27 protein-coding genes and 1 tRNA gene are annotated in these 25,597 nt (G+C 43.0%); 13 read left to right on the top strand and 15 right to left on the bottom strand.

The features are described 5' to 3' along the window. Positions 1 to 650 precede the first annotated feature (650 nt). A complete protein-coding gene (locus tag F6K63_RS17450; RefSeq protein ID WP_008182013.1) occupies positions 651 to 1,172 on the top strand; it encodes a DUF4330 domain-containing protein in 522 nt (173 codons plus the stop codon). Positions 1,173 to 1,183: 11 nt separating this feature from the next. Here F6K63_RS17450 and F6K63_RS17445 read toward each other — a convergent pair whose 3' ends face one another. The 3 genes from F6K63_RS17445 to F6K63_RS17435 all read right to left on the bottom strand — a co-directional run bounded on the left by F6K63_RS17445 (position 1,184) and on the right by F6K63_RS17435 (position 3,338). Continuing rightward, the gene (locus F6K63_RS17445) at positions 1,184 to 2,398 is read right to left on the bottom strand and encodes an RNA-guided endonuclease InsQ/TnpB family protein (RefSeq protein ID WP_287247597.1); all 1,215 of its coding nucleotides are present in this window, start codon (positions 2,396 to 2,398) and stop codon (positions 1,184 to 1,186) included. A gap of 37 nt (positions 2,399 to 2,435) precedes the next feature. Beyond that, entirely contained in the window at positions 2,436 to 2,621 is a 186-nt protein-coding gene (locus F6K63_RS17440) for a hypothetical protein (RefSeq protein WP_131826851.1), read from the bottom strand. 168 nt (positions 2,622 to 2,789) lie between these two features. Beyond that, positions 2,790 to 3,338 carry a hypothetical protein gene (locus F6K63_RS17435; RefSeq protein ID WP_008182016.1) on the bottom strand — a complete coding sequence of 183 codons (549 nt, stop codon included), beginning with the start codon at positions 3,336 to 3,338 and terminating at the stop codon, positions 2,790 to 2,792. 26 nt (positions 3,339 to 3,364) lie between these two features. Here F6K63_RS17435 and F6K63_RS17430 point away from each other — a divergent pair, with 26 nt between their 5' ends. Both F6K63_RS17430 and rpoD read left to right on the top strand, forming a co-directional pair. Then, complete coding sequence (locus F6K63_RS17430) at positions 3,365 to 4,033, top strand: polysaccharide deacetylase family protein (RefSeq protein ID WP_287247572.1); 669 nt, start codon at positions 3,365 to 3,367, stop codon at positions 4,031 to 4,033. 917 nt (positions 4,034 to 4,950) lie between these two features. Next, positions 4,951 to 6,072, top strand: a complete 1,122-nt coding sequence (gene rpoD / locus F6K63_RS17425) for an RNA polymerase sigma factor RpoD (RefSeq protein ID WP_008182019.1) — start codon at positions 4,951 to 4,953, stop codon at positions 6,070 to 6,072. A 422-nt stretch (positions 6,073 to 6,494) separates the two neighbouring features. Here rpoD and F6K63_RS17420 read toward each other — a convergent pair whose 3' ends face one another. Next, on the bottom strand, positions 6,495 to 6,647 hold the full coding sequence (locus tag F6K63_RS17420; protein ID WP_008182021.1) for a CAB/ELIP/HLIP family chlorophyll-binding protein: 153 nt from the start codon (positions 6,645 to 6,647) through the stop codon (positions 6,495 to 6,497). A gap of 169 nt (positions 6,648 to 6,816) precedes the next feature. Between F6K63_RS17420 and F6K63_RS17415 the strand changes: the two genes are divergently transcribed. Next, positions 6,817 to 7,374: a peroxiredoxin gene (locus F6K63_RS17415; RefSeq protein ID WP_008182023.1), complete on the top strand. Its 558-nt coding sequence runs from the start codon at positions 6,817 to 6,819 to the stop codon at positions 7,372 to 7,374. 161 nt (positions 7,375 to 7,535) lie between these two features. Here the strand turns inward: F6K63_RS17415 and F6K63_RS17410 are convergent, their stop codons facing one another. The 3 genes from F6K63_RS17410 to F6K63_RS17400 form a co-directional block, all read right to left on the bottom strand. Next, positions 7,536 to 8,321, bottom strand: coding sequence for a hypothetical protein (locus F6K63_RS17410; protein WP_008182024.1), 786 nt, complete (start codon positions 8,319 to 8,321; stop codon positions 7,536 to 7,538). Between the two features lie 1,182 nt (positions 8,322 to 9,503). After that, the gene (lpxD, locus tag F6K63_RS17405; RefSeq protein ID WP_008182027.1) at positions 9,504 to 10,556 is read right to left on the bottom strand and encodes a UDP-3-O-(3-hydroxymyristoyl)glucosamine N-acyltransferase; all 1,053 of its coding nucleotides are present in this window, start codon (positions 10,554 to 10,556) and stop codon (positions 9,504 to 9,506) included. A 269-nt stretch (positions 10,557 to 10,825) separates the two neighbouring features. Then, positions 10,826 to 10,966, bottom strand: coding sequence for a QAALIT motif small membrane protein (locus F6K63_RS17400; RefSeq protein WP_154659741.1), 141 nt, complete (start codon positions 10,964 to 10,966; stop codon positions 10,826 to 10,828). 556 nt (positions 10,967 to 11,522) lie between these two features. Between F6K63_RS17400 and clpP the strand changes: the two genes are divergently transcribed. Continuing rightward, positions 11,523 to 12,125 carry an ATP-dependent Clp endopeptidase proteolytic subunit ClpP gene (gene clpP / locus F6K63_RS17395; RefSeq protein ID WP_008182028.1) on the top strand — a complete coding sequence of 201 codons (603 nt, stop codon included), beginning with the start codon at positions 11,523 to 11,525 and terminating at the stop codon, positions 12,123 to 12,125. A 24-nt stretch (positions 12,126 to 12,149) separates the two neighbouring features. Continuing rightward, positions 12,150 to 12,308 (top strand): hypothetical protein, encoded by a 159-nt coding sequence (locus F6K63_RS17390; protein ID WP_008182031.1) that lies wholly within the window; start codon positions 12,150 to 12,152, stop codon positions 12,306 to 12,308. A 200-nt stretch (positions 12,309 to 12,508) separates the two neighbouring features. Here the strand turns inward: F6K63_RS17390 and F6K63_RS17385 are convergent, their stop codons facing one another. The 3 genes from F6K63_RS17385 to F6K63_RS17375 all read right to left on the bottom strand — a co-directional run bounded on the left by F6K63_RS17385 (position 12,509) and on the right by F6K63_RS17375 (position 15,509). Beyond that, positions 12,509 to 13,339 (bottom strand): ABC transporter permease, encoded by an 831-nt coding sequence (locus tag F6K63_RS17385; RefSeq protein ID WP_287247577.1) that lies wholly within the window; start codon positions 13,337 to 13,339, stop codon positions 12,509 to 12,511. Between the two features lie 53 nt (positions 13,340 to 13,392). Beyond that, entirely contained in the window at positions 13,393 to 14,151 is a 759-nt protein-coding gene (locus F6K63_RS17380) for an ABC transporter ATP-binding protein (protein ID WP_287247579.1), read from the bottom strand. Positions 14,152 to 14,462: 311 nt separating this feature from the next. Continuing rightward, positions 14,463 to 15,509 carry an ABC transporter substrate-binding protein gene (locus tag F6K63_RS17375; protein ID WP_287247581.1) on the bottom strand — a complete coding sequence of 349 codons (1,047 nt, stop codon included), beginning with the start codon at positions 15,507 to 15,509 and terminating at the stop codon, positions 14,463 to 14,465. Positions 15,510 to 16,106: 597 nt separating this feature from the next. Between F6K63_RS17375 and F6K63_RS37885 the strand changes: the two genes are divergently transcribed. From F6K63_RS37885 to F6K63_RS17365, 3 genes are all read left to right on the top strand, one after another. Further along, a complete protein-coding gene (locus F6K63_RS37885; protein ID WP_044492584.1) occupies positions 16,107 to 16,229 on the top strand; it encodes a DUF8629 family protein in 123 nt (40 codons plus the stop codon). Between the two features lie 475 nt (positions 16,230 to 16,704). Continuing rightward, on the top strand, positions 16,705 to 16,866 hold the full coding sequence (locus F6K63_RS17370; protein ID WP_287247583.1) for a hypothetical protein: 162 nt from the start codon (positions 16,705 to 16,707) through the stop codon (positions 16,864 to 16,866). A gap of 10 nt (positions 16,867 to 16,876) precedes the next feature. Beyond that, the gene (locus tag F6K63_RS17365) at positions 16,877 to 18,508 is read left to right on the top strand and encodes an MBL fold metallo-hydrolase (RefSeq protein ID WP_287293355.1); all 1,632 of its coding nucleotides are present in this window, start codon (positions 16,877 to 16,879) and stop codon (positions 18,506 to 18,508) included. 371 nt (positions 18,509 to 18,879) lie between these two features. Here the strand turns inward: F6K63_RS17365 and F6K63_RS17360 are convergent, their stop codons facing one another. The 3 genes from F6K63_RS17360 to F6K63_RS17350 form a co-directional block, all read right to left on the bottom strand. After that, a complete protein-coding gene (locus F6K63_RS17360; RefSeq protein WP_008182036.1) occupies positions 18,880 to 19,191 on the bottom strand; it encodes a DUF6679 family protein in 312 nt (103 codons plus the stop codon). A gap of 141 nt (positions 19,192 to 19,332) precedes the next feature. Beyond that, entirely contained in the window at positions 19,333 to 19,548 is a 216-nt protein-coding gene (locus tag F6K63_RS17355) for a hypothetical protein (RefSeq protein ID WP_008182037.1), read from the bottom strand. 424 nt (positions 19,549 to 19,972) lie between these two features. Further along, a complete protein-coding gene (locus F6K63_RS17350; RefSeq protein ID WP_267872009.1) occupies positions 19,973 to 20,107 on the bottom strand; it encodes a hypothetical protein in 135 nt (44 codons plus the stop codon). Positions 20,108 to 21,175: 1,068 nt separating this feature from the next. On the opposite strand from F6K63_RS17350, the gene F6K63_RS17345 reads away from it, so the two are divergent. From F6K63_RS17345 to fba, 3 genes are all read left to right on the top strand, one after another. Then, positions 21,176 to 22,045, top strand: coding sequence for an aldose epimerase family protein (locus F6K63_RS17345; RefSeq protein WP_287255962.1), 870 nt, complete (start codon positions 21,176 to 21,178; stop codon positions 22,043 to 22,045). Positions 22,046 to 22,111: 66 nt separating this feature from the next. Continuing rightward, positions 22,112 to 22,183, top strand: a tRNA-Lys gene (locus tag F6K63_RS17340). A 682-nt stretch (positions 22,184 to 22,865) separates the two neighbouring features. Continuing rightward, a complete protein-coding gene (gene fba, locus F6K63_RS17335; RefSeq protein WP_287293353.1) occupies positions 22,866 to 23,945 on the top strand; it encodes a class II fructose-bisphosphate aldolase in 1,080 nt (359 codons plus the stop codon). 136 nt (positions 23,946 to 24,081) lie between these two features. On the opposite strand, the gene F6K63_RS17330 is transcribed toward fba, so the two are convergent. Both F6K63_RS17330 and F6K63_RS17325 read right to left on the bottom strand, forming a co-directional pair. Beyond that, positions 24,082 to 24,396 carry a DUF3181 family protein gene (locus F6K63_RS17330; protein ID WP_287293350.1) on the bottom strand — a complete coding sequence of 105 codons (315 nt, stop codon included), beginning with the start codon at positions 24,394 to 24,396 and terminating at the stop codon, positions 24,082 to 24,084. A gap of 238 nt (positions 24,397 to 24,634) precedes the next feature. Continuing rightward, the gene (locus F6K63_RS17325; protein ID WP_008182041.1) at positions 24,635 to 24,913 is read right to left on the bottom strand and encodes a 2TM domain-containing protein; all 279 of its coding nucleotides are present in this window, start codon (positions 24,911 to 24,913) and stop codon (positions 24,635 to 24,637) included. Positions 24,914 to 25,005: 92 nt separating this feature from the next. On the opposite strand from F6K63_RS17325, the gene moaB reads away from it, so the two are divergent. Further along, the gene (moaB, locus tag F6K63_RS17320) at positions 25,006 to 25,527 is read left to right on the top strand and encodes a molybdenum cofactor biosynthesis protein B (protein ID WP_353736708.1); all 522 of its coding nucleotides are present in this window, start codon (positions 25,006 to 25,008) and stop codon (positions 25,525 to 25,527) included. Positions 25,528 to 25,597: the final 70 nt, after the last annotated feature.

Genomic DNA, 25,597 nt, shown 5'->3' with positions numbered 1-25,597 from the left:
TCATAACTAGGTTATAAACCCCTTAGCCATTCAACCTAGAGCCAGGGAACCTTAAGGAGTTATCTTTACACTATACAATTTTCACAAAAACAGAGAAGATAATAAACGAGAGTTAGCCACCTAATTTATTGGGTGGCCAGCGAACGCGCCCCGCGTGGCCAAAGGCCAGCGCCCCGGGATTTATCCCGGCTACCGTGTTAGAATAGAAGGACGAGTAAGAACAAGGTTGGTTACGTTGATTTTTTGCGCTTTTCGGTGAGATTCCGACCAGTAAGAGACGGGGTTAATCCTACTCCTCAAGGAACAGGTAAGTAACGCAGCAAAAAGTAGTGACTTATTGCCCTAATTTGTTTGGTACAACCACTCCGAAAGTTTTTTTAAATCAAAAGTAAATCCACAGGTTAACTTTTTTGTTAATCCGTTCGCGTAGCGTGGCCTACGGCCAGGGAGGTAGGGCATCTTTGAGTGTGCCGCAACGATACAGGTAGGTTCTCCTAGTCGGTATCGTAAGCGTCGTGGAGAGGCGCGACCCAAGGCGAATCAGATTCGCCATTGGAAAGCGCGCCAAGCGCGGTTTTAATCCGCGTAACGACATCAACTTAGAATCCCCGTCTTTTCAAAGCGGGGAGAACTCAAACCTAAGCAAGTTTATGGCTATTGTAGATTCTAAAGGACGTTTGTTTGGCAAGGTGAGCATTATCGACTTCGGTGCTGCCTTGGTGATTTTGTTGGTAGTTGTAGGAATCTTCTTCTTTCCTGGTGAGTCTGGTTCCGTTGCCCAACTCAATAGCACCAAACCAGTAGAAGTAGATGTTATTGTCCGGGGGTTAAGCTTGCTTGAACCAGATGTGTTGGTCAATCAGTTGGAGGAGACCAAGAAGACTAATATTGTGATTCGTAAGCAACCCTATGGTCAGGTTGACGTCAAATCCGTCAAAATTCTGCGTAGAAGTGTCCTGGTGCCACAACCAGATGGCTCTATCAAAGAACTACCAGATCCCAGACCTAGCTTTTATGGAATTAATATGTTACTCACCTTAGGTGGTAAAGCAACAATCACCAAAGATGGAGTAGTCCTAGGCAATAGCAAGATTAAAATTGGTACCCCAGTAGAGTTAGAAGGTAGAGATTATAACTTCAACGCCAGTGTTATTAATGTCAGAGTAAATTGACACTCCTCTGCCTAAAGGCGAGAGGATTCTTGCTTCAATGGGATTCCAACGAATTTACCCTCAGCAAGCATCTTCACCGTATGCCCTACGGCTGTTAATCCTCTAATTGCCACTACCTGAGCTGCTGCTATATCTCTATTCGTTGTATAGCCACAGGCAGAGCAAATGTGAGTACGTTGTGAAAGCTCTTTCTTTCCCGTTTCTGTCAAACAATTAGGACAAATCTGGCTGGTTTTACGTGCATCTACTTTCTGGAAATACACCCCACGCTTAAAACAAGTTTGTGCCAATATCTTGAAAAATTGGCCAAACCCAGCATCTAAGCAGTGTTTCCCTAATATTCCACGGGATAGCCCCACCAGATTCAAATCTTCTACAAATATCATCCCTGCATGATCGCACAGATGATGGCAAAGCTTCCTGTGCCAATCTTTACGGCAATTGGCTACATACTCGTGTAGTTTTGCTACCTTTTTTTGTGCGCGCCTCCAATTCTTCGAGCCTATAGGTTTCCTGGAAACACGCTTTTGCAGCAATTTCAGCTTGCGTTCGGCATCACCCAGGAACCTCGGACGCTTGATTAAAAGACCGCTAGAAGTAGCAACAAAACTAGTTAATCCTACATCAATTCCTACTGCTTCACCATGGGGTATTGGTTGAGGTAAATCAACATTCCATTGAATGGTTAGCATGACGTACCAACCGGAAACCCGTTTAACTATACGAGCTTGCTTGATTTGAGCATCATTAGGAATTTCTCGTGACTGACGGAATTTTACCCAACCAATTACAGGCAATTTCACTAACCCATGTTCTAATCTTTTCCCTTTCATTTGAGGAAAAACAAAAGACCTCATTCTGCCTTTTTTCTTGAATCGGGGGAATCCAGCGTTACGCTCCCACATGTTGGTGAAAGCTGTTTCAACTCTTTTTAAAGTTTGCTGCAACACTTGAGATTGGATCTTTTTGAGTTCAAGGTTCTGTTTTTTGGCAGCCGTCAAAGATTTACACTGACTTGCATAGGTAGGACGCGGTGTGTCAGCGGGAATGATGTAGCAACTACGGAGGCGGCAAGAATTAATCTGACAACTACGAGATTTGTACCAATCCTTCCTTTCCGCTAAAGCGTAGTTGTATACCAAGCGAGTTATCTCAAGCCACTCATCAAAGATTTTTGATTGTTGTTTGGTAGGTTTGAGCTTGAACTCGTAGGTGAGATTAAACATTTGCTTTTCCTCCTTGCCTTCTATAATAGCCATTATATTATCTACCGTCAATACGAAAGATAACAAAACCCCGTTGTTCGCGTTCGCCTTTGGCGTGGCCTACGGCCAAGCGTCGCCTTTGGCGATAGTTACCGTAAGATAGTGGAGCCTTTAGAGTCGGCAGGCTATGCATAAAAGAGGTGCGACCCGTGGCGAATTTAATAATTAGATGCGGAAAGCGCACCTTTGGTTAAAACTTATTGATTAAGGCTCCACTATATAAGGTTTCTATCCAGCGAAGGACGGGGCTTTAAACCCAAAATTTTTGGGAATCACGAGTGATGGGGTGAATTGAACTAATCATTTATCCCATACACCCCACCATCGGGCAGCCGCAAGGGAGAGCTTTAGCTCATTTAGTATCAGCTTTTTCCACCGAAGCATCATTGATTCCCAGGGTAAGCCTTAGAGGTTTCCGGTAAGGATAGGCTCTAGCAACTTGCCGGTAAACGTCATAATTAGTAGGTAGTGTCACTGTCTGTGCCCCCTCTTGATAGGTGATATCGTATTTAACTGTACGCAACAGCTCTGGCTTGCTAGGCTTATGATGAAGTGGCTGACGCTGTTCTACCTCATCAATGGTTGGTTTTGGTGGGACAACTGGCCACCATAACCCCTTGTCATCAGGTCCTGTTACAGCACCTTCTGGTTTCTCACCATTGCGGTTGACTACGGACTTGGAAGCAAACTCCTCAACATCGGGATCTCTATCAGTTGTTGAATTAAGAGAATACTCAACTCGCCAGGTTAAGGTGGTTAGTGCTGTAGCTTCATACTCAGTAATAATCACAGTGTTACAACTGCTAAGCGCTACTGCTACACAAAAGCCGATCAACATCAAAATAATCTGGCGACGCCGCAAAATGCGATCAAGTAGGACATGGAAACTAGTCAAATTCACTCCACCCCATCCAAACTTACGACTAAATGCAATTTGCTCCCCTATACCCTATTCTGTACCAAATTCTCAAACCTGCCTTTCCCAATTGCCTGTGGTCAGGAGCAACGAATTCACCTGCGATCGCACTCACCTTCGATGATGGACCCCATCCACAGTACACTCCCAAGTTACTGCAAGTCTTAGACCGCTACCAAGTCAGAGCCAGTTTTTTCTGGTTGGGCGTTTGCGTACACCAAGCCCCCAGTGTCGCTAGAGAGGTTTACCAACAAGGTCACTGGTTAGGACTTCATGGATATTACCATCAGTCTTTTCCCTTTTTAAAACGGGATGCCCTTCAGCAGAGTTTGCTCCTTACCCAAGACGCGATCGCTCAAGCTTGTCAGATTCACCCAGACAAGGTAAAAGACGTTCGTCCCCCTAACGGATTATTTACACCCCGAACCTTGAATATACTGCACCAGTGGAACTATAGATCAGTAATGTGGAGTGTTGTTCCAGAAGACTGGAAACGTCCTGGTGTCAGTATAATCGTGGAGAGAGTCCTAAAGCAGGTTCAAAACGGTTCCCTGATCGTCCTACATGATGGTTATTATGGAGGACAAGATGTGGTTGAAACTACGGCTGAGTTAATTCCTCAGCTATTGAACCAAGGTTACAAATTTGTTAGCATTGACCAGCTATGGCAGGAAAATTAGTAGTTTTGTTAATTGAGTTAGGCTTTTCTGACTCACCGCACCGTAAACTCCTAGAAAAACTGCTTTGCTAGACGCTTCCGGTTTTCCATCTCATTACTCCTGTAGTGAACTACTTAATCCAATTACCTACTCTATATACTTCATATAGAGTATACTATCCATTTTAACGCTATATGTAGTGCTCAGCTAATCTGATAAATTTTCAAAAAAATGAGCAAACTGTAAAAATTAAAATTAGAAATTAAAATAATGATCAACCGAAAGCTCCATCGGACGAGGAGACTTGCTTCCCCTACGCAATGTTCCCATCGTCTTTCTCTAGATTATTTCCGATGCCCTGATTCACCATTCCCTTACGCAGGAATACCGAATTAGGAGCTGGTTAAATCAACTTACTTGGCAGTACTTTCACTTAGCGTGTTACTACATTGGCTAGGAAAATGTATTACAAAAGTAATACTAAATAATCATTACCTAGACCCATAGCTTGTCAATGGTTATCATACAGGACAAGTTAATTAACCTAGTGAAGTTCAACTGTCGGGTTTTATAGAACATTAGTACTAAACTAGTGACTATATTCTAGGCATAAAGGAAAGTGGGTACTTATTGCTACACTTTCTCAAAGCTTTTGACCAGATAAATAAGCTAAATTTTTCAGATAAACACTAGAGCAAAATTTTGTAAATAAGGCTACAATCAAAAAGTCTTCCCAAAATTCAGTATTAACACTTAAATGGATAGTAGATTCACTGCAAGTTAAGTCCAAGGAAATAGAGTCGATCTAATTCCTACGGCTGAAGCGATTCGACCCACCATAGGGTGCAACAAACAAGGTTCTCACTGACTAAGCCATCTTAAGTAGATCAACGGACATCATCTACTGGTCTGAAACTGAAGGAGCATGAGGAAAAAACATGACCCAGGCAAATGAATTACTCGCAACAATCGCTCAACCTCAGAGCGATTTAGAAGTCTTGATTGAGGATGACGTGAACCGAGATGATTTGGTGGACGCTCAACCTGACGAGGAAAATAGTAAGCCTGGTAAGGGGCGATCTAACCGTCGCCGAACCCAAAGCAAAAAGAAGCACTATACAGAAGATTCAATTCGCCTCTATTTGCAGGAAATTGGCAGGATTCGTCTACTCAGAGCTGATGAAGAAATTGAATTAGCCCGTAAAATTGCTGATTTGTTGGAATTAGAACGAGTGCGGGAGCGCTTGTCTGAGCAGTTAGAGCGGGAACCTGGAGATCGGGAATGGGCAACAGAGGTCGATATGGAGCTGCCAGCTTTCCGTTACCGCTTACACGTCGGTCGGCGGGCTAAGGAAAAAATGGTGCAGTCTAACCTCCGTTTGGTGGTTTCCATCGCCAAGAAATACATGAATCGAGGACTCTCATTCCAAGACTTGATTCAAGAAGGTTCTCTAGGTTTAATCCGGGCTGCGGAAAAATTTGACCACGAAAAAGGCTACAAGTTTTCTACCTATGCTACCTGGTGGATTCGTCAAGCTATTACTCGTGCTATTGCTGACCAGTCCCGGACTATCCGCTTACCCGTTCACCTTTATGAAACCATCTCGCGGATCAAGAAAACCACTAAACTTCTTTCTCAAGAAATGGGTCGCAAGCCCACAGAAGAGGAAATTGCAGATCGGATGGAAATGACCATCGAGAAGTTGCGATTCATTGCCAAATCAGCTCAACTTCCCATCTCCTTAGAAACGCCTATTGGTAAAGAAGAAGACTCCCGCTTGGGAGACTTTATTGAAGCCGATGGTGAAACCCCAGAAGATCAGGTTTCCAAAAATCTACTCCGGGAAGACCTAGAAAGTGTCCTTGATACCCTTAGTCCCCGGGAACGTGACGTACTGCGTCTACGCTATGGATTAGATGATGGACGGATGAAGACTTTGGAAGAAATCGGCCAAATCTTCAACGTCACGCGGGAACGGATTCGACAAATTGAAGCCAAAGCCCTTCGCAAACTACGCCATCCAAATCGCAATAGCATTCTCAAGGAATATATCCGATAGAAAACCCTGCTGCTTGATAGCAATCAGGGTTTTCTGTTATCGTTCAATTTACTTCGTGGGGAATAGGGAGTCAGTATGAAGTCTGGTTAATCACATATAATACGGTTGGTACCATGGATGTTAATTGTCAATTGACTCCTAACAATTGTTAATTTTCAATTTTCCATTGGCTATCAACCAAACATGATAAGTATTCAAACAGACATTATATCACATTCCTTACCCCAATTCCTACCCAGAAATTAGTTCCGGTGCGCTTTCCTATGGCGAATTAAATTACGGGGTCGCACCGTTTTCATATTTTAGCTGACATTCCGTAGAACAAACTATGGAATCAGCTAAAAACACATAAGAAAGCTGGAGTTCAACACTAGAACTCCAGCTATTTATTGAGATTGACAAATTTAACTAACTATTGGGAACTACATTAATCCCAAGAAGTGTAGTACACCTTGACCAGTAATATATTCTGTGACTAAAGCAGCGATGAAGCCGATCATAGCTAGACGACCATTTAAGTTTTCTGCTTTAGGGGTGAAACCGAACTTGGCTTCGTTAGACTCTTGATTGGACATGGTTCTTTGCTCCGCTAATTTACTCTGTGTAGCCCGTTTATATTAATAAATGTAACAAATTATTGGCTAAATGTCAATTATCTGCATAGGCAAGCGGGATTAATTGTGTATAAAGTCTTAGTTGATCAATGATGTAAACTTATGTGAAGTATAATTTGCTGTTTTCATCATGATCTCTCGTCGCGCATTTATCAGCAGTCTGTTGGCTAGCTTGATCGTTTTACTGGCTTGGATAAATTTTGCCAACCCTGCCCATGCTCTCGGTGGCAAACAACCTCCTATTAATGAACCCGCACCCGAGTTCACCCTACCGACCAATACTGGTAAGGGTTCGGTGTCCCTCTCCGATTATCACGGTAAGTGGGTCGTACTCTATTTCTACCCCAAAGACTTTACTAGTGGTTGCACCTTGGAAGCTCAGCGATTTCAGCAAGATTTGGCCAAATATATGGAGATAAATGCGCAGATCCTAGGGGTGAGCGTGGATCATGTCGATTCTCACGCGGAGTTTTGTGAATCAGAAGGTTTACAGTTCCCACTTTTAGCTGACACCGATGGCTCTGTCAGCAAGGCTTATGGTTCTTGGCTAGGTATTATGTCCCTACGCCATACCTATATCATTGATCCAGAAGGCATTCTACGGGAAATATTCCTTGGTGTGATACCAGCAATTCATAGCACCGAAGTACTGGCTCGCCTGGATGAGTTAATGTCTACTTCTTTCTGAGTTGATTTCCCACTAAGGATTAAGCTTTAACAAGATTTATGCCCTGAGGAGGTCTAATCTCTGGTCTAATATATCTGCTCTAATCTCTATAGATAGAGTTTAACCAAATCAACTCATTTCTAGATATAGCTCTACATATAGCTTGAGTGCCTAAGTCCTATTTAAGCATCCTTGAAGGAGGCTACTGAAAGTAGGCTGAGTACTGAAGCCGGATCATCAACAGTAGCGCTGGTTAGCTTAACATTGTCAATGATGAGCCCAGACTGAGTTTGATGACTCAATTCATTCACAACACCAAAGCCTAGGCTGTAAGTTCCAGCAGTAGTGAAGGTATGAGTAAATCCTTGAAATCCGGTTTGGTTGTAAAAGTTTTTCGGTGCTTGACTAAAGACCCCTAGGATTGGGTTAGCTAGTTCATAGACAATTTGGGACTTGGGAGAACTAAGGCAGAAGAAAGCGAAGTCGGCAACAATAGCCTCATCTCCCACGTCTTCATTGGTGAGAAAATTCCAATCAAAGGTTAAGGTATCACCAACACAAGGGGTAATCATTTGTTGGATAGCAGCACCTCTGACTACCTTGCTAGAAGTACCACATATGCCAACGGTGTCTAAAATTTTCTGGGCAATACAATCAAGAGTTCCTGTGGACAGGTATAAAAACTCCTCCAGTTTAGAGGCTGATGGGGCTTTTGGCTGACCTGTTCTGGTGACTTCGGTATTGCTAGTTCTTAGTAAAAGCTGCTTTTCTCCCTCGGTTGGAGTAATGCCAAAACTAGCTCTTTTGATCCCGCCTGGTCCTAGCTTTTGCCAGCCTTTGAGTCCTTCTTCAAAGCCACCATTAACTAATTTAACTGGTTCCTCACCACTAGAAAAACTAGACGAGTCAACCAGATAGTTGATTTCTTTTCTTAAGGTGGACTGTTTTGGAATTTGAGACGTGGACATAAAATTAATTTTTCTAGAACGCTAAAGGTTGAAACGACGACGATGATTCCAGAAAAATCAGAGGCAATCTTAACTTTTGATATGAGCACCAACCGTATTAACACCCTGATTAATCTGATCAGTTTGATGATCGTCTAATGACTAATGGTAAGTATTCAGCTGTCAGCTATCAGCTAATGCGCTACTTGAGGTGCTGTCTTGATGCAAAGCGCGAGTGGGGGAAACCACGGCAAAGCGCGAGTGGGGGGAACCCCCTTTGGCGGCGCTGCCTCCCCTGTTCCGAAGCTGCATCGCTACTTGAGGTGCTAGCAGGCGGTTTAACTGCAGGGGGTTGGATGAGTAAAACAAGCAGGGATTTTCAAGCAGCCATATCAGCACCCTCAGCTTGTTTACTACCTCCCGTTGATTAGCTGACGACTGACGGCTGATAGCTGAATGCTTACGACTAATGAACGTATTGTGTAAATTTTTACAGGTTTTTTTTATTAAAAGTCAATGTATCTAGGTAATCTTTACAAACTATTTATACTTTGAGATTTATTTATTAAGTTTCCGAGAAGAAACGATTAACTATAACCTTAAAAAATTATTAAAATTAGAGTTTTTATTTCTCACTAAGCTTCCAATATGAAGATTTTGTCAAGAAATCTGTTCAAGTCAGCTTAATTCCTTAATGTTCCAAAATCATAGCAAAAGAAACAGCAAAAATTGTTCAGTTGTTGGCTCTCCTAGAGTGGCTAGGATAAATTAGTACAAAATAATCGCCATAGTCCTTGCTTAGTAAGCTCTTGAGTAATTTAAAAATGCAATTTTAATAAAAGCGATGCAGCTTCGGAACAGGGGAGGCAGCGCCGCCAAAGGGGGTTCCCCCCATGAGCGACTGCCGTGGTTTTCCCCGGAGACGAAACCTTAGACAGGGGAGCCTTTATGGTTGGTAGGCTATGCAGATGCATGGTTAAAACTTATTGATTAAGGCGAGCCTGTCTTACGGTAACTATCGCCAAAGGCGACGCTTGGCCGTAGGCCACGCCAAAGGCGAACGCGAACAAACCATGAGCGACTGCATCAAGACAATGTATTTTTAGTTTATTGAATCCCTTGCTCTTTAAGGGTTTAAGCTCATTTAAACTACTAATTTACTATAATCAGTCTAGGAGAGCCCAGTTGTTTAACTTTTTATATTTATTTTTTATCTTTAAAGTTTCGTTCAAGTTGTTTCAAGATTTTATACATTTCTGGAAGCCGATTGTAGATGGCAGATATTTTTAGCCAGAGTTTGTTGGAAATAGCAGGATAGCCAGAAACTATACTTCCGGGTTCTACATCTTTGTGGATTCCCGATTTAGCGGTCACAATTGCTCCATCCCCAACTTTCACTTGATTCGCAATTCCTACCTGACCCGCCAGCAACACTTGATTACCTACTTTGACTCCTCCAGATAATCCAACTTGGGCTGCCAAGGCACAGTTTTGTCCCACCTCGGAGCCATGACCAATATGTACCAAATTATCTAATTTAGTGTTACGTCCAATCCGGGTTTCCCCAACCGCTGGACGGTCAATGGTGCTGTTACAGCCAACTTCGACCCCATCTTCTAAGACCGTGTAGCCAGATTGTTGCATTTTATACCACCCTTGGGGGGTTGGCACAAAGCCAAACCCTTCAGCACCAATGACTGCACCACTATGAATCACACAATCGTTACCAATGCGGCTCCGTTCATGAATAGTGCAGTTGGCATGTAGAACAGTGCGATCGCCTATTTCTACTTCAGGATATAGTACTACATTAGGATGAATACAGACCTGATTGCCAATCTTTACCCCTGCTGAAATTATGACGAAAGGTCCAATATAGACATCTGTTCCTAACTGAGCATCTGGGTCAATCACTGCAGTGGGATGGATGACTGGTGCTGGTTGAAAGGGTTGATAGAAACATGCGATCGCATGAGCAAATAGTAATCTCGGTTCAGATGTCCCTACCCAAGCAATACCTCTTTCTGTCGCTTTTGCCTGTAATGCTTCATCCAGGGACAAAATTAATGCACTCGCCTGGGTTTTTTCTACCATGTGGGCAAACTTGGGTCCTTCAATATAACTGAGAGTGCCTGGGGTGGCTTGATCGATGGGAGCAACTCCGGTAATTTCAGGGTTAAGCTCTGTATCGCTATTCAGGCTATGGCACAAAGACGCTGTACTACCCAGGTGTTCTATTAAAAGACTAAATTTCATGGCTCGGCAATGGGTGGGTGTGGAATTGGACATCTGGAATGATAGGATAAATTGGTGACTAACCGCCATTGCTATTGAGTTAGTTAAATGGGATTCACAATTCCTTAGTTATCTTGGGTGTTCCTAGCCCTTAACTTATTCCATCACTCCGATTGCCCTTGGATGATTGAGTCATTAGTCTACAAGTCTGTTAGTTCCATCCATAGATGGAACCAATTAAGACATCGAAGGTTTAATGACTAACGACTAATCAATCATGTCTGGTGGTGCTACCGTAAACTTAAGAACACTTTTGGGGTTGACCGTGACGGCGGTACAGCATCAGACTGTTGAGGATCTGGTGGACTAATATAGACTAGTAAGTTGAGCAATATTGTAATGGTAAATGCCTGAAAAACTTTCTTAAACACGAGCCACACTCCTCATTCCTAATATATAGTCTTGGTGAAACAATCGAAAGCGATGCTACTTGACTGAGATACGAACTTTATAAAAATTGATACACCCGTGAAGGTAATTAACTCTACCAGTTTATTTAAGCAACCATATAAGTGCCAAGTTATATGTTCCGCCTCAGTGACTGGCACAGTGCAAAGGGTTGCTCCTAAGTCATTCTGTGTAATTTAATAGATTAGGGGTAGCCGAGATTAGAACCAAAGCAAGAGTTTGCTAGTCGCTACAATGTAAAGGAAAACCAATCTACCAGCCACCTTAAGTCAGCACCCCACTCTTGTCTAGACAGGACTCCCTAGCCTAGTCATGCAACATAGCTGACCAACCGATAACAAGCCGCGAGGCAAACATGAGGTTATGCTTCGATAGGGGCTTGAGGCTGTTAACAGGAACGGGTATGAACTGCATCTGTTCTCCCCACATTGATCTAAGACGGTTTTAACCGCCCTTTTCCTTTGTTTTTCCTCCCCAGTCGCCCATACACGGGGTTTGCAAATTTCACGCTTATTTTTTATGATTCCTACAGTTATCGAGCAATCCGGTCGTGGCGAACGTGCCTTTGATATTTACTCTCGTTTGTTGCGAGAGCGCATTGTATTCCTCGGACAACAGGTTGATTCTGACTTAGCTAACTTAGTGGTTGCCCAATTACTCTTTCTAGAAGCCGATGACCAGGAAAAAGATATTTACCTGTACATCAACTCTCCCGGCGGTTCAGTGACTGCGGGCATGGGCATTTTCGATACGATGAATCAAGTTGCTCCGGACGTCTGCACTATCTGTGTTGGACTAGCAGCTAGTATGGGGGCTTTCTTACTCAGTGCTGGTGCTAAGGGTAAACGCATGAGCTTGCCCCACTCCCGGATTATGATTCATCAGCCACTGGGAGGAGCACAGGGACAGGCAAGCGATATAGAAATCCAAGCAAAAGAAATCCTGTACCACAAGCAGCAGCTAAACAATTATTTAGCAGAACATACCGGTCAGCCACTGGAAAAGATTCAGGAGGATACCGAGCGGGATTTCTTTATGTCAGCGACTGAGGCTAAGGACTATGGTTTAATCGACCAGGTCATTGAGCGACGTCCCATAGCAACCCCTTTACCAACAAACTAATGTCTTAGTTGACACTCCCCGTCTATGCGCGAGCAGGGAGTGTCAACTAAGACGTTAGTTTGGGGAGATGCTAAAGCGATCGCTAACCAGGTCCCGACTATTGCTGAAGTGGCTCCGGAAATTAACAATCGGCAGTTAATCACAGGAGTTAAGCAATTACAATACATCAATAACTATATATAGTTATTTATTACAAGTAACAATAAAATCAATCACCAAAAGGTAACTTCAGCTATAGGAAATGAAAACGGATATCGGATTTCCTAGTTAGCGTGAGGTACATCTAGATTTTTTTCCTGATCTTGATTGAGACTTTCGCTTATATCGAAATCGAATCATATAAAAAATTAATCTTAAGAGCTGCTTTACTATTAATTATCAAATCAATTATCTCTGGTGAGAGAACTTTCATGCCATTGCCCCAGAACCAAGTTGGATAAGGTGGTCAAGAGTACAAAAATCAAGATACCTAGACTACTAATCATAAACAAAGCAGCAAACATCCGGGGAATTTCGAGATTGTAGCCAGCAATTAGCATTTGATAAGCAATTCCTGAATTAGCACCGCCTGTACCGGCAACAAACTCAGCTACTATTGCTCCGATTAAGGCTAATCCACCACTAATACGTAATGCAGCTAAAAAATAGGGTAAAGCACTTGGTAATCGCAGATACAGCATTGTCTGCCAGCGAGATGCTTTGTAAAGCCGGAACAGGTCACTTAAGTTGGAATCGATGCTATTTAAACCAAACGTCGTATTAGAAATAATCGGGAAGAATGCTACAATCCAAGCACAAAGTACCAAAGCAGCGAAGGTATTGTTCCTCAGCCAAATAATAATTAAAGGCGCGATCGCAGCAATAGGCATTGTTTGCAAAACTACTGCATAGGGATATAAGCTTTTTTCAATCCACTTACTCTGAGCCATTAACATGGCAATTAGCAATCCTGAAATTGCTGCTGTTATAAAAGCAGCTACAGTGATTTTTATGGTGATCAGCAATGGCTGAAATAAACTGTTCCAGTCCCTAATTAATACCTTGATAATCAGCAAAGGACCTGGTAATATATAGGAGGGCGTACTAGTCACTCGAACAGAGATATCCCACACCATCAACACCAGGATTCCCACTGCCAAAGGGGCTATAATATCGATAGATAGCAAACGTTTCAATTTTAGCTTTGCCAGAACGAAGGCTTTGGTTTTTTCCATAAAATTTTTAGATCGCGTTTAATATAGCTGTAATATTTCTATTCATAATATTTCTATTCATAATTCATCCCTTTTGACAACTGCTCAGCCACCTTGCGACAATATTTTGTATAAACTAATGATGTACGAAACTGTTCCTTACGTGGTAATGGTTCATCAATAGTTATATCCGCCACTACTCGACCTGGACGAGCTGCCATTACTACCACGCGATTGGATAGATATACGGCTTCATAAATATTGTGAGTCACAAAAACGACAGTCCAGTGTTTCTTACTCCACAAATCAAGTAACTCCAGGTTAAGCTTAGTACGAGTGATATCATCCAAGGCTCCAAAGGGCTCATCCATCAGCAATACCTTGGGAGAAGTAACAAGAGCTCTGGCAATAGAGACTCGCATTTTCATGCCACCGGAGAGTTGACGGGGATAGGATCGGGCAAAACTTTCTAGTCCAACTAATTGGAGCGCTTCTTTAATAGCATTATCAGCCACTTTTTTAGATACCCTTGCTAATTTAAGAGGCAAACGAACATTTACCATTACCGTTGCCCAAGGCATTAGTGCTGCTTCTTGGAAGACAAAAGCTATCTCGTTTTGGTGGCCGCGATCGCTCCATTCTATGTTTCCCGAACTCATAGTGCTTAGTCCAGCAATGATGCGTAGCAGGGTACTCTTGCCACATCCCGATGGTCCTACCAGACTGATGAATTCAGACTTATTGATGTTGAGATTTAGGTCTTTTAGCGCTACAGTACCATTGTCAAAAGTTTTGTTGACATGGGTAAGAGAAATAGCTGGTTTTTGGTTCATCTATTGTCAGTTAGTAGCAATAGACTTCTTGCAGAAGTCGGTAACAGGTAGCAGCGGAAAAAAATTTATAAAAACAGTATCATAAAACTACTTTTGCAAGAGCTCTAATCAGTGATTAGCAATCCGTTAATAGTTTAAATTATCAATCACTAGATAGAAATTAATGTCTAATAACAATATCTAATAAATTTGATGTTAACATGTCTATAAATAATATATTCGGCATTTTACTTTTTTTTTAATAAGCTGTTATTTCGGTACTTAATTAAAGTAACTAAAAAGTAACTAATAAACTAAAATGTTAACTAACTTTATGTATAAAAATTTACTCCTTTATTGACAAATGCTAAGGTGTAGGCTTGTTTGTAATCAGTCTTGGCATCAAGTACCCCAACGGTAACTAACTCATTGAACAAACTTTCCCAGCGTTCATCGGTCATTGCCCCAATGCCAAGTTTTTCAGCATCGCCAGAAATGATAATACCATACTCTTTAAGCTTATCCAGACCATAGGCGATCAGGTCATCGTTCATCTCTGGATTATCTTTTTTTATCAGCTGATTGCCTGGTTCGGGATTCTCTAGATAGCTATACCATCCTTTGATTGACGCATCAACAAATCGCTGAACCAGGTCGGGGTTAGTTTCAACGAGTTTCTTGGTGGTTTCGATGGTGAAAGCATAGGGATTATAACCAGCATCTGCTAAGGATAATATATTGGGCTTAAAGCCTCCTTGCTTTTCTATAAGGTAAGGTTCAGAAGTCAAAATTCCCTGTTGAGCTGAATTTTTATCTACTAAAAAAGGGCTAACATTAAAGTTGTAGGGGCGTTTCTGGTCATCTGTAAAACCGTATTTTGCCTTGAGTAGGGGCCAATAGGTGGTGATGGCTCCAGGAGAAATAAAAATCGGTTTACCTTTTAATTGTCCCAGAGAGTCATTGCCTACCCCTGGATGAGCCAAGAGAATTCGTATTTCTTTTTGGAAGATACTTGCTAAAGTAATTTTGGGAATACCTTGTTGCACTGCTTTAATAGCATCAACAGCCTGTCCCATAGTTAAATCAACTACTCCTCCCATTAATAATTGGGTGGTATTGCTCTGAGGACCTGTTGGTTGTATGGTAACATCTAGGTCATAGTTTTGATAAATTCCAGTAGCGACAGCCTGATAAAAACCACCGTACTCTGCTTCAGCTTTCCAGCCCAGAGCAAATTTTATTTTATCTAATTTACCTTTTTTTTCTGTCGTTAATGGTGTAGAGCTTTGATTATTACAAGCTGCCAAAACACTACTACCAAGAGTCACGGAGCTAAGTTTAATGAATTGGCGACGCTTAATTTTATAGATTTCTTTCATCTAAAACTTCAACCGGCTATAGCAATCATTTAGATTATTTGGTTGTGGTGGTTTAAAATTCCGCAGTTTTAGGGTAACTAGAACGGTCTGGCAGGGTAAAACCTTAAGTTTGGTTTACGTTCCCGATTAGCAGCTTCTAAAATAGTGCGTAATTTACCTAAGTTACTACCGATAGCGTTCGCACTAAGCTGGTACTCCCTAAGCTGTACTCCCTAAGCTGGTACTTTGTAGTTGCCATTTTTTATAAGCTCACTATCACTTTGGCGTTTAAACCCCAACAAACACACTGATATAAATAATACCATACTCGCTCTAATTAAAAAATTAAGAATATATAATCATAGAGAAATAGAAAAATATTACAGTAGCTATGACTTTGAAGCTAACACGGACAGATCTACATTGAATCTGTTCATCTTATGAAACAAACCGTGAAACCCTCTCTCCACCTCCATTTCCCCATCTCCCCATCAGCCTCAACCCAAAAATTAAGTGGGTGACAGCTTAGGCAGGGGATTGAGGCAGGTTCTGGACGAAACAGGGAGTTACAATGAACGTGACGCTTTTTTCTCACAGCCATGAGGAGTTATTAAGAAAATGGAAGTAAAACTGGTTTTAGTGGTACTAACAATTGCATTTACTGCTTTGTGCCTGTTTTTTGGGACTAAGAATGGATTTTATGATTCAGACGATTATCACGGCAACGGCTCTGCACACTAAGCTTCCAGTATTTACTTTAGCTGTCAGCTGCTGAGCTTTCAAAAAGCATTCATGGTTTAGTCTTGGAAAAACCCACGCCTCTGCTATTACAGCAGAGGCTAAAGGCTAGAAGCTGACCGAAGTGTGGGGAGTGTAAGGGGGCTCACGAGGGTTTTCCCAAGCCCCTTCCTTCTAGGTAGGCATGGGTAGTGTCAAAAAATTGAAATCGTCACTTAGAGGTTAGAGGGACTTCACCAGTCCCTCCCTAGTTAACTCCCTACTGTGGTGATGTTGTTGCCAGTCTTTATACCCTCTTGACTCTGACCTCGAAAGGAGGGAAACTAGGTGAGAACTCCCCACACCCACCCTAAGGGGTAGGGTGTGGGGTTCTTGTGGACTCCAGAGTGACCTATAGGGTATATCGAGCATACAAACCCCTCTAAATTGGTATGGAGTGACAAATCTACCACGTTTGTTTTGACTGGGGAAGAATCTGTTGAATTTTCCGTTCAAGGAAGATGCAGCCTTAGTAAAAATAGTTCCACCTTATTTTCCGTTGGCGATCGCCGATTCTGTCTGCCTCTTCCAAGGCTTAATCATTCACCCTTCCCTGATTAGTAAGACGTGGGTTAACGGAGCCGGATTAGCTAAAATTTAAGTTGAAGCTCATGAGCAATCAACGCCCAGTAGCATCCTCTGATCAGGATGACCGATTAACCTGCTTTCCTTACGGTGTTGGTCATGGTGCAGAAGGGGTTTGTTTGTTGGTGCAGATGGGGCCACACCGCATTCTGCTGGATTGTGGATTAGAAGACATTTCCCCCCTACAGACCGATGGGATACCACCAGCAGATTTAGTCCTGTGTAGCCACGCTCACTCAGACCATAGTCAGGGATTGCTGGCTCTTCACCAAACTTTTCCACAATTACCAATCTACGCTAGTGAGGTAACGACTCAACTATTACTACTCAACTGGCCGGAACTGCCTCCTGAGGATATTCTCCCATTTTGTCAAGCTCTCCCGTGGGCTACCCCTGTAGAATTCTGTGAGGGACTCACTGCTCAATTGTTCCCAGCTGGACACTTGCCAGGAGCAGCAGCATTTTTACTCACTTACACCACTCGCCATCGAACTTACCGACTGCTTTACACCGGTGACTTTTTCCTGTCGAACTCACGGCTGGTGGAGGGATTATCCCTTGAATCACTCAGGGGTACACAGCCGGATGTGGTAATTGTAGAAGGTAGTTATGGCACTGCTCGACATCCCCATCGGCGGCAACAAGAAAATCAACTAGTAGAGCGTATTGAGCAGGCAATTGCTACCAATAACTCAGTTCTGTTACCAGTGCCTACCTTAGGTCTAGGTCAAGAAATCCTCATGCTCCTGCGCTCTCATCACCACTTTACAGGGCGCGACCTAGATATTTGGGTCAATGGAACGGTGGCTGCTGGTTGTAATGCTTACTTAGAACTACTGTCTCACTTTCCCACCTCAGTACAAAATTTTGCCCGACATCAAGCCTTGTTTTGGGATGAGCGGGTACGTCCTCGGGTGCGGCGGTTAGATCCCCAGCACCGAGATGCTATCGGTAAATCTCCCTGTATTATCCTCACTGACTTAAACATGGATTGGAGGGAGTACTGGCAGCAAGAGAACCGTTCTTGGGTTGTCCTGCAACCGGAACATCTTAAATCTTTGGATCCAATGGATGACTACGGATCTCTTAAGGTTGAAACTTATCTGCTGGCTCAACATGGGGATTGTCTGGGTACCACCCAGTTGATTCATAATCTTCGACCTCAACATGTGATTTTTGTTCACGGCTCTCCTACCTACCTAGCTGATCTTGCTGGTTTGGAAGAGTTACAAAATCGATATCATCTCCATACGCCAGCAGCAGGAACACTCGTAGAACTTCCCATTGGTGATACCTTTATCAGACCAGCTCTACCAACGGAAACGAACTATGAAGGAGAGTTGAATGAATTAGATACACTTGTCTATATCACTCTTTCAAGGGCGATCGCAACGGATCCTCGTTGGCAAAATTTCGCTGATACTGGTTTAGTAGAAGCCCGCTGGCAAGGAGAAGAACTGGTCTTGCGGGGATTGTCACAACGAGAACTACTCAAACAAGGGGGCAGAGCCAAGATACCAATTAATATCGAGTGTTGTGGTAATTGTCTGTACCAAAGAGGCCAGCGCTGCTGGAATCCAGGCTCAGCTCTCTATGGTTTTAAAGTAACACTGGAGGGGTACTGTCCAGTTTTTGAACGGATAGAACCCCTTGAGTAACGAATAGTTAAGGGAAAATTGCTAGCTAATTGTGAGTTATCAATTTTCCGATACTTTTTAGCTACCAAAGTCTACCAAGATAGACCAAAGTCCGCCAATGCAAGATGCTTTCGCATCCAGGGGGTATCTCCCAAAGCTCTCAGGAATATCCCGCGAGCGCCATAAAAATGTCAAAAAAGTTATAACACCGGGATCTAAGCGCAACTATTAAACCCTTGGTTTTCGGCTTTAATTTAAGTTACATAATAATCGCTTTCGGTGTTACCTAATTTAAGTCTAACAAATAATAAGAGTTTTTGGTAGACTCTGCGACATTTTCGATTAGTTTTTACTCACCCTTAACGGTTGGTTGTCCATTAACAATGAATAATCTAGTCCTGATTTAAGTCTTGGGAGCGGGGGTGAATTTGTTCAGCCTCCGGACAATCATCAGAGACTATCGGATCAACATTACCTCGGAAAACAGAAGCTAGCTTGTGACTCACAGAGCCTATGCTTTCCAAGCGGACCATTTCTTCCCAGGAACTGATCTCATCCTCTTCGTCTGTTTCATAACGAATTGTGACTAAATCTCCCTCGATATCAACAATGCGGGCGTGTTCAATCCAACGTTGCTGATCCCGCAAGAAAACGCAGACCTCACGACCATCGCAGCAGAGTTGATAAATCTTGCGGTGTAGCATATTCGGCTTCTCCTGTTGCAGATAACTCTTGGTTTTACTGGTGAAGTAAGCGGTTAAGTTTCTCTAGAAACAACTTTATTCTGACATACTTCCCACGAATAGAATTGGCGGGATTCTCTCCATCATTGCGATGATGAGATACTATGGAAGGTTAAAATAAACCTGAGCAACCAGAGCAGGAATACTCCAGATCCTTTTTTTGTTGGCTCTGGCGACTAAAATACCATTTACTTGATTTGTCGAGCCGCCATCAGCAGCAAAAATAGATTCCAAGAATTTATAAGGATTACCAATAAATAATTGTAGCTCACTCCTCGTATCCCCAGCCCTAAAGGGTAGGGGTTGACTTGAAATCATTTTTGGTTAACTTAACATGGAATCAAGCGGGTTTGTCTATTCCTTGTTAAAGATTAAAATAGCTTAATAGTCTTTTATGTTCATTGCTTGAGAGTGTAGCTTGCATTAGAAGCGAGCTTGAGTTTGAGTTGATTAACGCTGCTCGTGTCATTGATTACTTTTTTTCTGCATTTTGAGTTCTCCACGGATTGAAATCGCGTGGATTCTAAGAGTCGTGTCGTTACGCGGGTTAAAACCGCGCTGCACGACGCTTATAAAACTTACTAGAGAGTGAGTCTAGTCTCTTTTGTTGTGGCAGACTCAAAACTGCCCTACCTCCCTGGCCTTTGGCCAAGCTACGCGAACGGATTAACAAAAAGTTAACCGGTGGATTTACTTTTAATTTAATTGCACAATAGCTTTCGGAGTGGTTGTACCAAACAAATCAGGGCAATAAATCACTACTTTTTGCTCCATTGTTTGCCTGTTCCATGGTCGTAGGATATACCCCGTCTCCAAATGTCCGGAATCTCACCGAAAAGCGCAAAATATAAACGCGACCAACCTTGTTCTTACTCACGATTCTATTTTAACACGAAAGCCCTTGATAAATCCCAGCGCGCTGGCCTTTGGCCACGCTACGGGAACGCTGTCCACCCAATAAATTAGGTGGCTAACTCTCGCTTGTTATTTTTCTGTTTTTATGCATTGTCTTGATGCAGAGCGCGAGTTTGGGAAACCCCCTGAGGTCGGCGCTACATCCCTTAATTCAGCAACCTATACCGCCCTAACCGATTTCTCCTGCTTGCCAGCAATGGTGCTGTAGTCTGTTAGAGATGGTGTTTGGGGGTATGGTCACTCTATAGTTATGTGACTACTCCTACATCATAATCTTTGATTTGATGTAGGCTTCTCAAACTCACGAATGAGACTTACTGTTCCTCGATATCCTGTATCGATTTACCACAGCCATTGAGCGGCAGTCCAACCGCCATCAATTTATCATACCAAAACCAAGAGACTCAGCCAGGTAATTCCCCTCCCGCGCATGAAGCGCGGGTATAAAGGGAGACCCCTTACCTGTTTAGTTGGAAACTCAGATTCCACTAGCATCCTTATACAGATAATGGAGTAAGAATTTAACAACTCCCCCAAGTTGAAACATAGGGGATTATGAGCGGATATTGCTAAAGCGGTTAAAAACCGGCTACTTGCAACGTTCACAGTAAGATTTGACTCACACTGTTGTGGCGGTTTAAACACACTACTACCGAACTTGGCTCAAAAAGAGCTATACCGTTCCCCTTAGTCTTCTTAGCTGTCAGGTTTGTCACCGACTTGGCTATTTATAGGATACAGCAGGAGAAACCCTACTGCTTATAAACGTCGGCGTGGCTAAAGCCTCCTGGTTCAAGAAGCAAGCATTTTGGTAGGTGTCTACAGGTTCCACATACCCATCATTGTGACATACTAATCCCTGTACGTGCTTGGCACTAAGCATGAATTTTGTAAAAAAAACTGCCAACCTGCCAACCTGCCATCGATCGCAGTCAGAGTCACTCAAAAATAGGCTTTTGCTGTGATCAAAAGCGATTAGGCACTCAATAGACTGATAAATCGGATTTTAAATCGTAAGGGAGAAAAGCCAGTGTTTGAGATCGTACGCACTCAAGACCAATACGAAACTTACATTCTCACTGACCACAATGCCCAATCTCGATTAGAAGTGGTTCCTGAACGAGGTGGCATTGTCATTCGGTGGAATATCCAAGGTCAGGAGATTTTTTATCTTGATGCGGAACGCTTTAAAGATCCCAATCTGAGTGTACGGGGTGGCATTCCCATCCTCTTCCCCATCTGTGGGAACTTAGTTAATGATACTTATACATACCTTGGCAAAGACTATACTCTCAAACAACACGGCTTTGCCCGTAATTTGCCTTGGCAGGTGACTAATAGTGCAACGAATGAGATGGCAGTGTTGACTATCACCCTCAAGAGTAATGACCAAACTCGCTCTGTCTATCCCTTTGACTTCGAAGTTACCTTTACCTATCGATTAAAAGGCAACACCCTAGACATTGATCAGCGCTATACGAATCATTCCGCTGAACCGATGCCCTTTGCCACAGGTTTCCATCCCTACTTCTTGGCACCTGACAAAACTAAACTGGAGTTTGATATTCCTGCATCGGAGTATCAGGAGAAGCAAACTCAAGCAGTACATCCTTTCACTGGCAGTTTTGATTTTAGCTGTGATGAAATTGATGTATCGTTTGGGCAACTGAGTAATAATACGGCCAGTGTTACTGATGCTGAAAGGGGATTAGCGATCGCATTGACCTACACTGACGCTTACTCGACCTTGGTATTTTGGACAGTTCAAGGCAAGGACTTTTATTGCCTTGAACCTTGGAGTGCTCCCCGTAACGCTCTTAACACTGGAGAAAATTTAACTCACTTAGCTCCCGGAGAGAGTAGTGAGACATCGGTGAGGCTAACGGCGAAATTTTTCTAAATTTCCCTAGACATTTCCTTATCAATGTGATATTCTTAGTAAAGGTATGTTTGATAAAAGCTTACCGGGTCGCTAACTCAATGGTAGAGTACTCGGCTTTTAACCGATTAGTTCCGGGTTCGAGTCCCGGGCGACCCATTTTAACCTAACTGTTAGTTAGCCTTATTTATCTATTGATACAAAGTCTAGATATGAGGCTAATGGTATTAGGTTCTAGGTAGGTATTAGGTAAGTACTAGGTAACTATGAGTTACTAGGTAGGTATTAGGTATTAGGTAAGTATTAGTTACTAGGTAAAACAGGGATACTTGAGCACCTCTGTGTTTTAAGAGGGATACTGCCTGGGCTTGTTAGAGCCCGCAAAGCCAACAAACCTTAAATTATTGCTCCAATCAGAAAGGTTAGGAGCTGTTCTCAAAACTTTTAGCAAAACTACCTATACTTTACTGTTTATCCAGATTTTACCCAGGAGTGGTTGGGTAGTGTTTTATAGATTTGGTAATTTTTGTCAAGTTTTATAGAATCAGCTTTGTCTAGATGATTTAATCAAGAAATTTGAATAAAAGCTGCAAAATATCTTAAGATTATCTAAAGAATTAACCTGTCTTGATGCAAAGCGCGAGTGGGGGAAACCACGGCAGTTGCTCATGGGGGAAACCCCAAGACCGCACTGCCTCCCCAAGACCTCGCTGCATCGCTGTCTAGAAGCAACTAGATTGACATGTCTGGACTGGCGATTCTGTTCACGAGTCACTAGGGAGTGTCAGACGTGAGGCTTCTCGCCGGAATAGCTAACAAACAAAGTTAGGAGGAATATAATATGGCACTTGTACCCATGCGGCTACTGTTAGATCACGCAGCTGAGAACGGCTACGGGATTCCAGCATACAACGTTAACAACATGGAACAAATCCTGTCTATCATGCAGGCTGCTGAAGAAGCGGATAGTCCGGTAATCTTACAAGCTTCTCGTGGTGCCCGCAAATATGCAGGTGAGAACTTCCTCCGCCATCTGGTCACAGCAGCGGTGGAATCCTACCCTCATATTCCCATTGCCATGCACCAAGACCATGGCAATAGCCCAGCCACCTGCTATTCGGCAATTCGTAACGGCTTCACCAGTGTGATGATGGATGGCTCCTTGGAAGCTGATGCTAAAACTCCAGCCAGCTTCGATTACAACGTCAGTGTTACTGCCGAAGTAGTAAAAGTTGCCCATGCTATCGGTGTTAGTGTTGAAGGGGAACTGGGTTGCCTAGGTTCACTGGAAACCGGTAAAGGTGACAAAGAAGATGGTCACGGATTTGAAGGAACTCTGAGTCGCGACCAACTATTGACCGACCCTGACGAAGCAGTTGAATTTGTTGAGCGCACCCAAGTTGATGCTCTAGCTGTAGCTATTGGTACTAGCCACGGTGCTTACAAGTTTACCCGCAAGCCGACTGGAGAAATTCTTGCCATTAGTCGCATTGAAGAAATTCATAACCGTCTGCCTAACACTCACTTGGTGATGCACGGTTCCTCCTCTGTGCCTCAAGAGTGGCTTGACATGATCAACCAGTACGGTGGTTCTATTCCTGAAACTTATGGTGTACCCCTTGAAGAAATTCAAAAGGGTATTAAGAGCGGTGTCCGTAAGGTTAACATCGACACTGACAACCGCTTGGCTATCACTGCTGCTATCCGGGAAGCTGCTGCCAAAGATCCTTCTAACTTTGACCCCCGTCACTTCCTCAAGCCTTCTATCAAGTATATGAAGCAGGTTTGCTTGAAGCGTTACGAAGCCTTTGGTACTGCTGGTCATGCTAGCAAGATCAAGCAAGCGACTATCGATGTTTTTGCCACTAAGTATGCCAACGGTGAGTTAAGTGCTGTGGCGAAAAAGGCTGTAACTGCGTAGTTTTTAACGCTTCACAGGCCAATCTTTGCTGTTTTGGTGAACCAAGAACAAGCAGAATTATTTGGGTAGCTGTTCAAGTTACCCAATTTTTTGTTATTAGTGATTAGTTATTTTAAAATTGCCTATTTTCAGATACTTACAGCTGTCTTTGATACTCTTCGAGAATATCGATTAGATCCATCTGACACTGCATGGGTAGCAAATCTGCTAGGGGAACTTGCCGTTTACCACCACCTAGCTTCACAGAAATGCTTTGCAGGATTGACATCATCTGGTCTTCTGTGATTGTATTAGTGTTACCGATTAATAGGGGATAAAATTGTTCAGCCAAAGTGGTATGTAGATGGGCATCCCTGAGGTAAAGATGCCACTTGGCTACATCAATATATACCTTGTCGCCAATTTCAGCAGCGAGAGTTTCGATTGCTTCTGTAGAAGTTGGATTAGCCATGGTAATTAGCTGTTTCTAATTAATTGCATGTTGGGATATCTAAGGAAGGTTTAAAGTTGAAGGTTTAAAGTTAAAGGTTTAAAGTTTAAATTTTCCCTCAAAACAGTTGGCTCATCACCTTGAATTAAAAGAGCCGAGTTTATTTGCTGGCTTTCAGTTAACCGTCAACAGTTAACCGTCAACAGTTAACCGTCAACAGTCAACCGAAAATCAATTACTACAATTATCTTGGGTGATTTCATCCTTGAGGGGATTCGGTTGGAGGTTCTTGAGTAGGCAGGGGGGTATAGTTTGCGATCGCAAATATATAAACCCCATGCCCTACTAAAATCAATCCCCACAGACCAGTAAACCAGTATGCCCAAGTCCATTGAGCATACTGTATAGTTTTGAAGAACCACACTCCGGAATTACAAGCAGCAAAAATTGCCACATGTACAGCAAAGTTCATGCGGTCATCTAGACGACGGTAGGCTGGATCACGTCGATCAGGTTTACGAGGCCAACGAGGAGGCATAGATATTTGTCAGTTTTTAGTTGTGTAACGGCTTGGTCTGATACCAACCCTAGTCAGTTAATTTAATTTTAGAACCTAATGTTGGATTGAAGATGATCCGAACCAAACAGTTTGTTCCGTTAAATATTGCAGTGATGACGGTGTCCGATTCCCGTACCGAAGCCACGGATAAGTCCGGTAAGCTGCTGGTTGAGAGTTTAACCCAGGCGGGGCATTACTTAGCGGAAAAGGTTCTTGTTCCAGACAACATCTACAAAATCCGTGAGGTGGTTTCCCGATGGATTGCTGACGAATCCGTACAGGTAGTGTTGACTACAGGAGGAACTGGTGTTACTGGTCGAGATGGTACACCAGAAGCGATTCAACCCCTCCTGGATAAGGAAATCCAGGGCTTTGGTGAAATTTTCCGCATGATTTCCTACCAAGAGATTAAGACTTCTACTATCCAATCTCGTGCCCTGGCTGGTGTGGCTAACGGAACATACATCTTTTGTCTGCCTGGATCTTCTGGAGCTTGTCGGACAGGTTGGGAGCAGATTATCAAAGACCAGCTCGATTTGGGCAATTCCCCCTGTAATCTTGTGGAACTGATGCCACGTTTGCGAGAAACCTAATCTTAGCGATAGATTTCCTGTTCAAACGGTAATTGGCAACTAAGTGCCTCAGTGGATCAGTGCTAAGTTC

Source organism: Moorena sp. SIO1G6 (genome assembly GCF_010672795.1).
Lineage (GTDB): Bacteria > Cyanobacteriota > Cyanobacteriia > Cyanobacteriales > Coleofasciculaceae > Moorena > Moorena producens.
The sequence above is the reverse complement of the archived record's forward strand: the minus strand, read 5'-3'. Positions and strand labels throughout refer to the sequence as shown.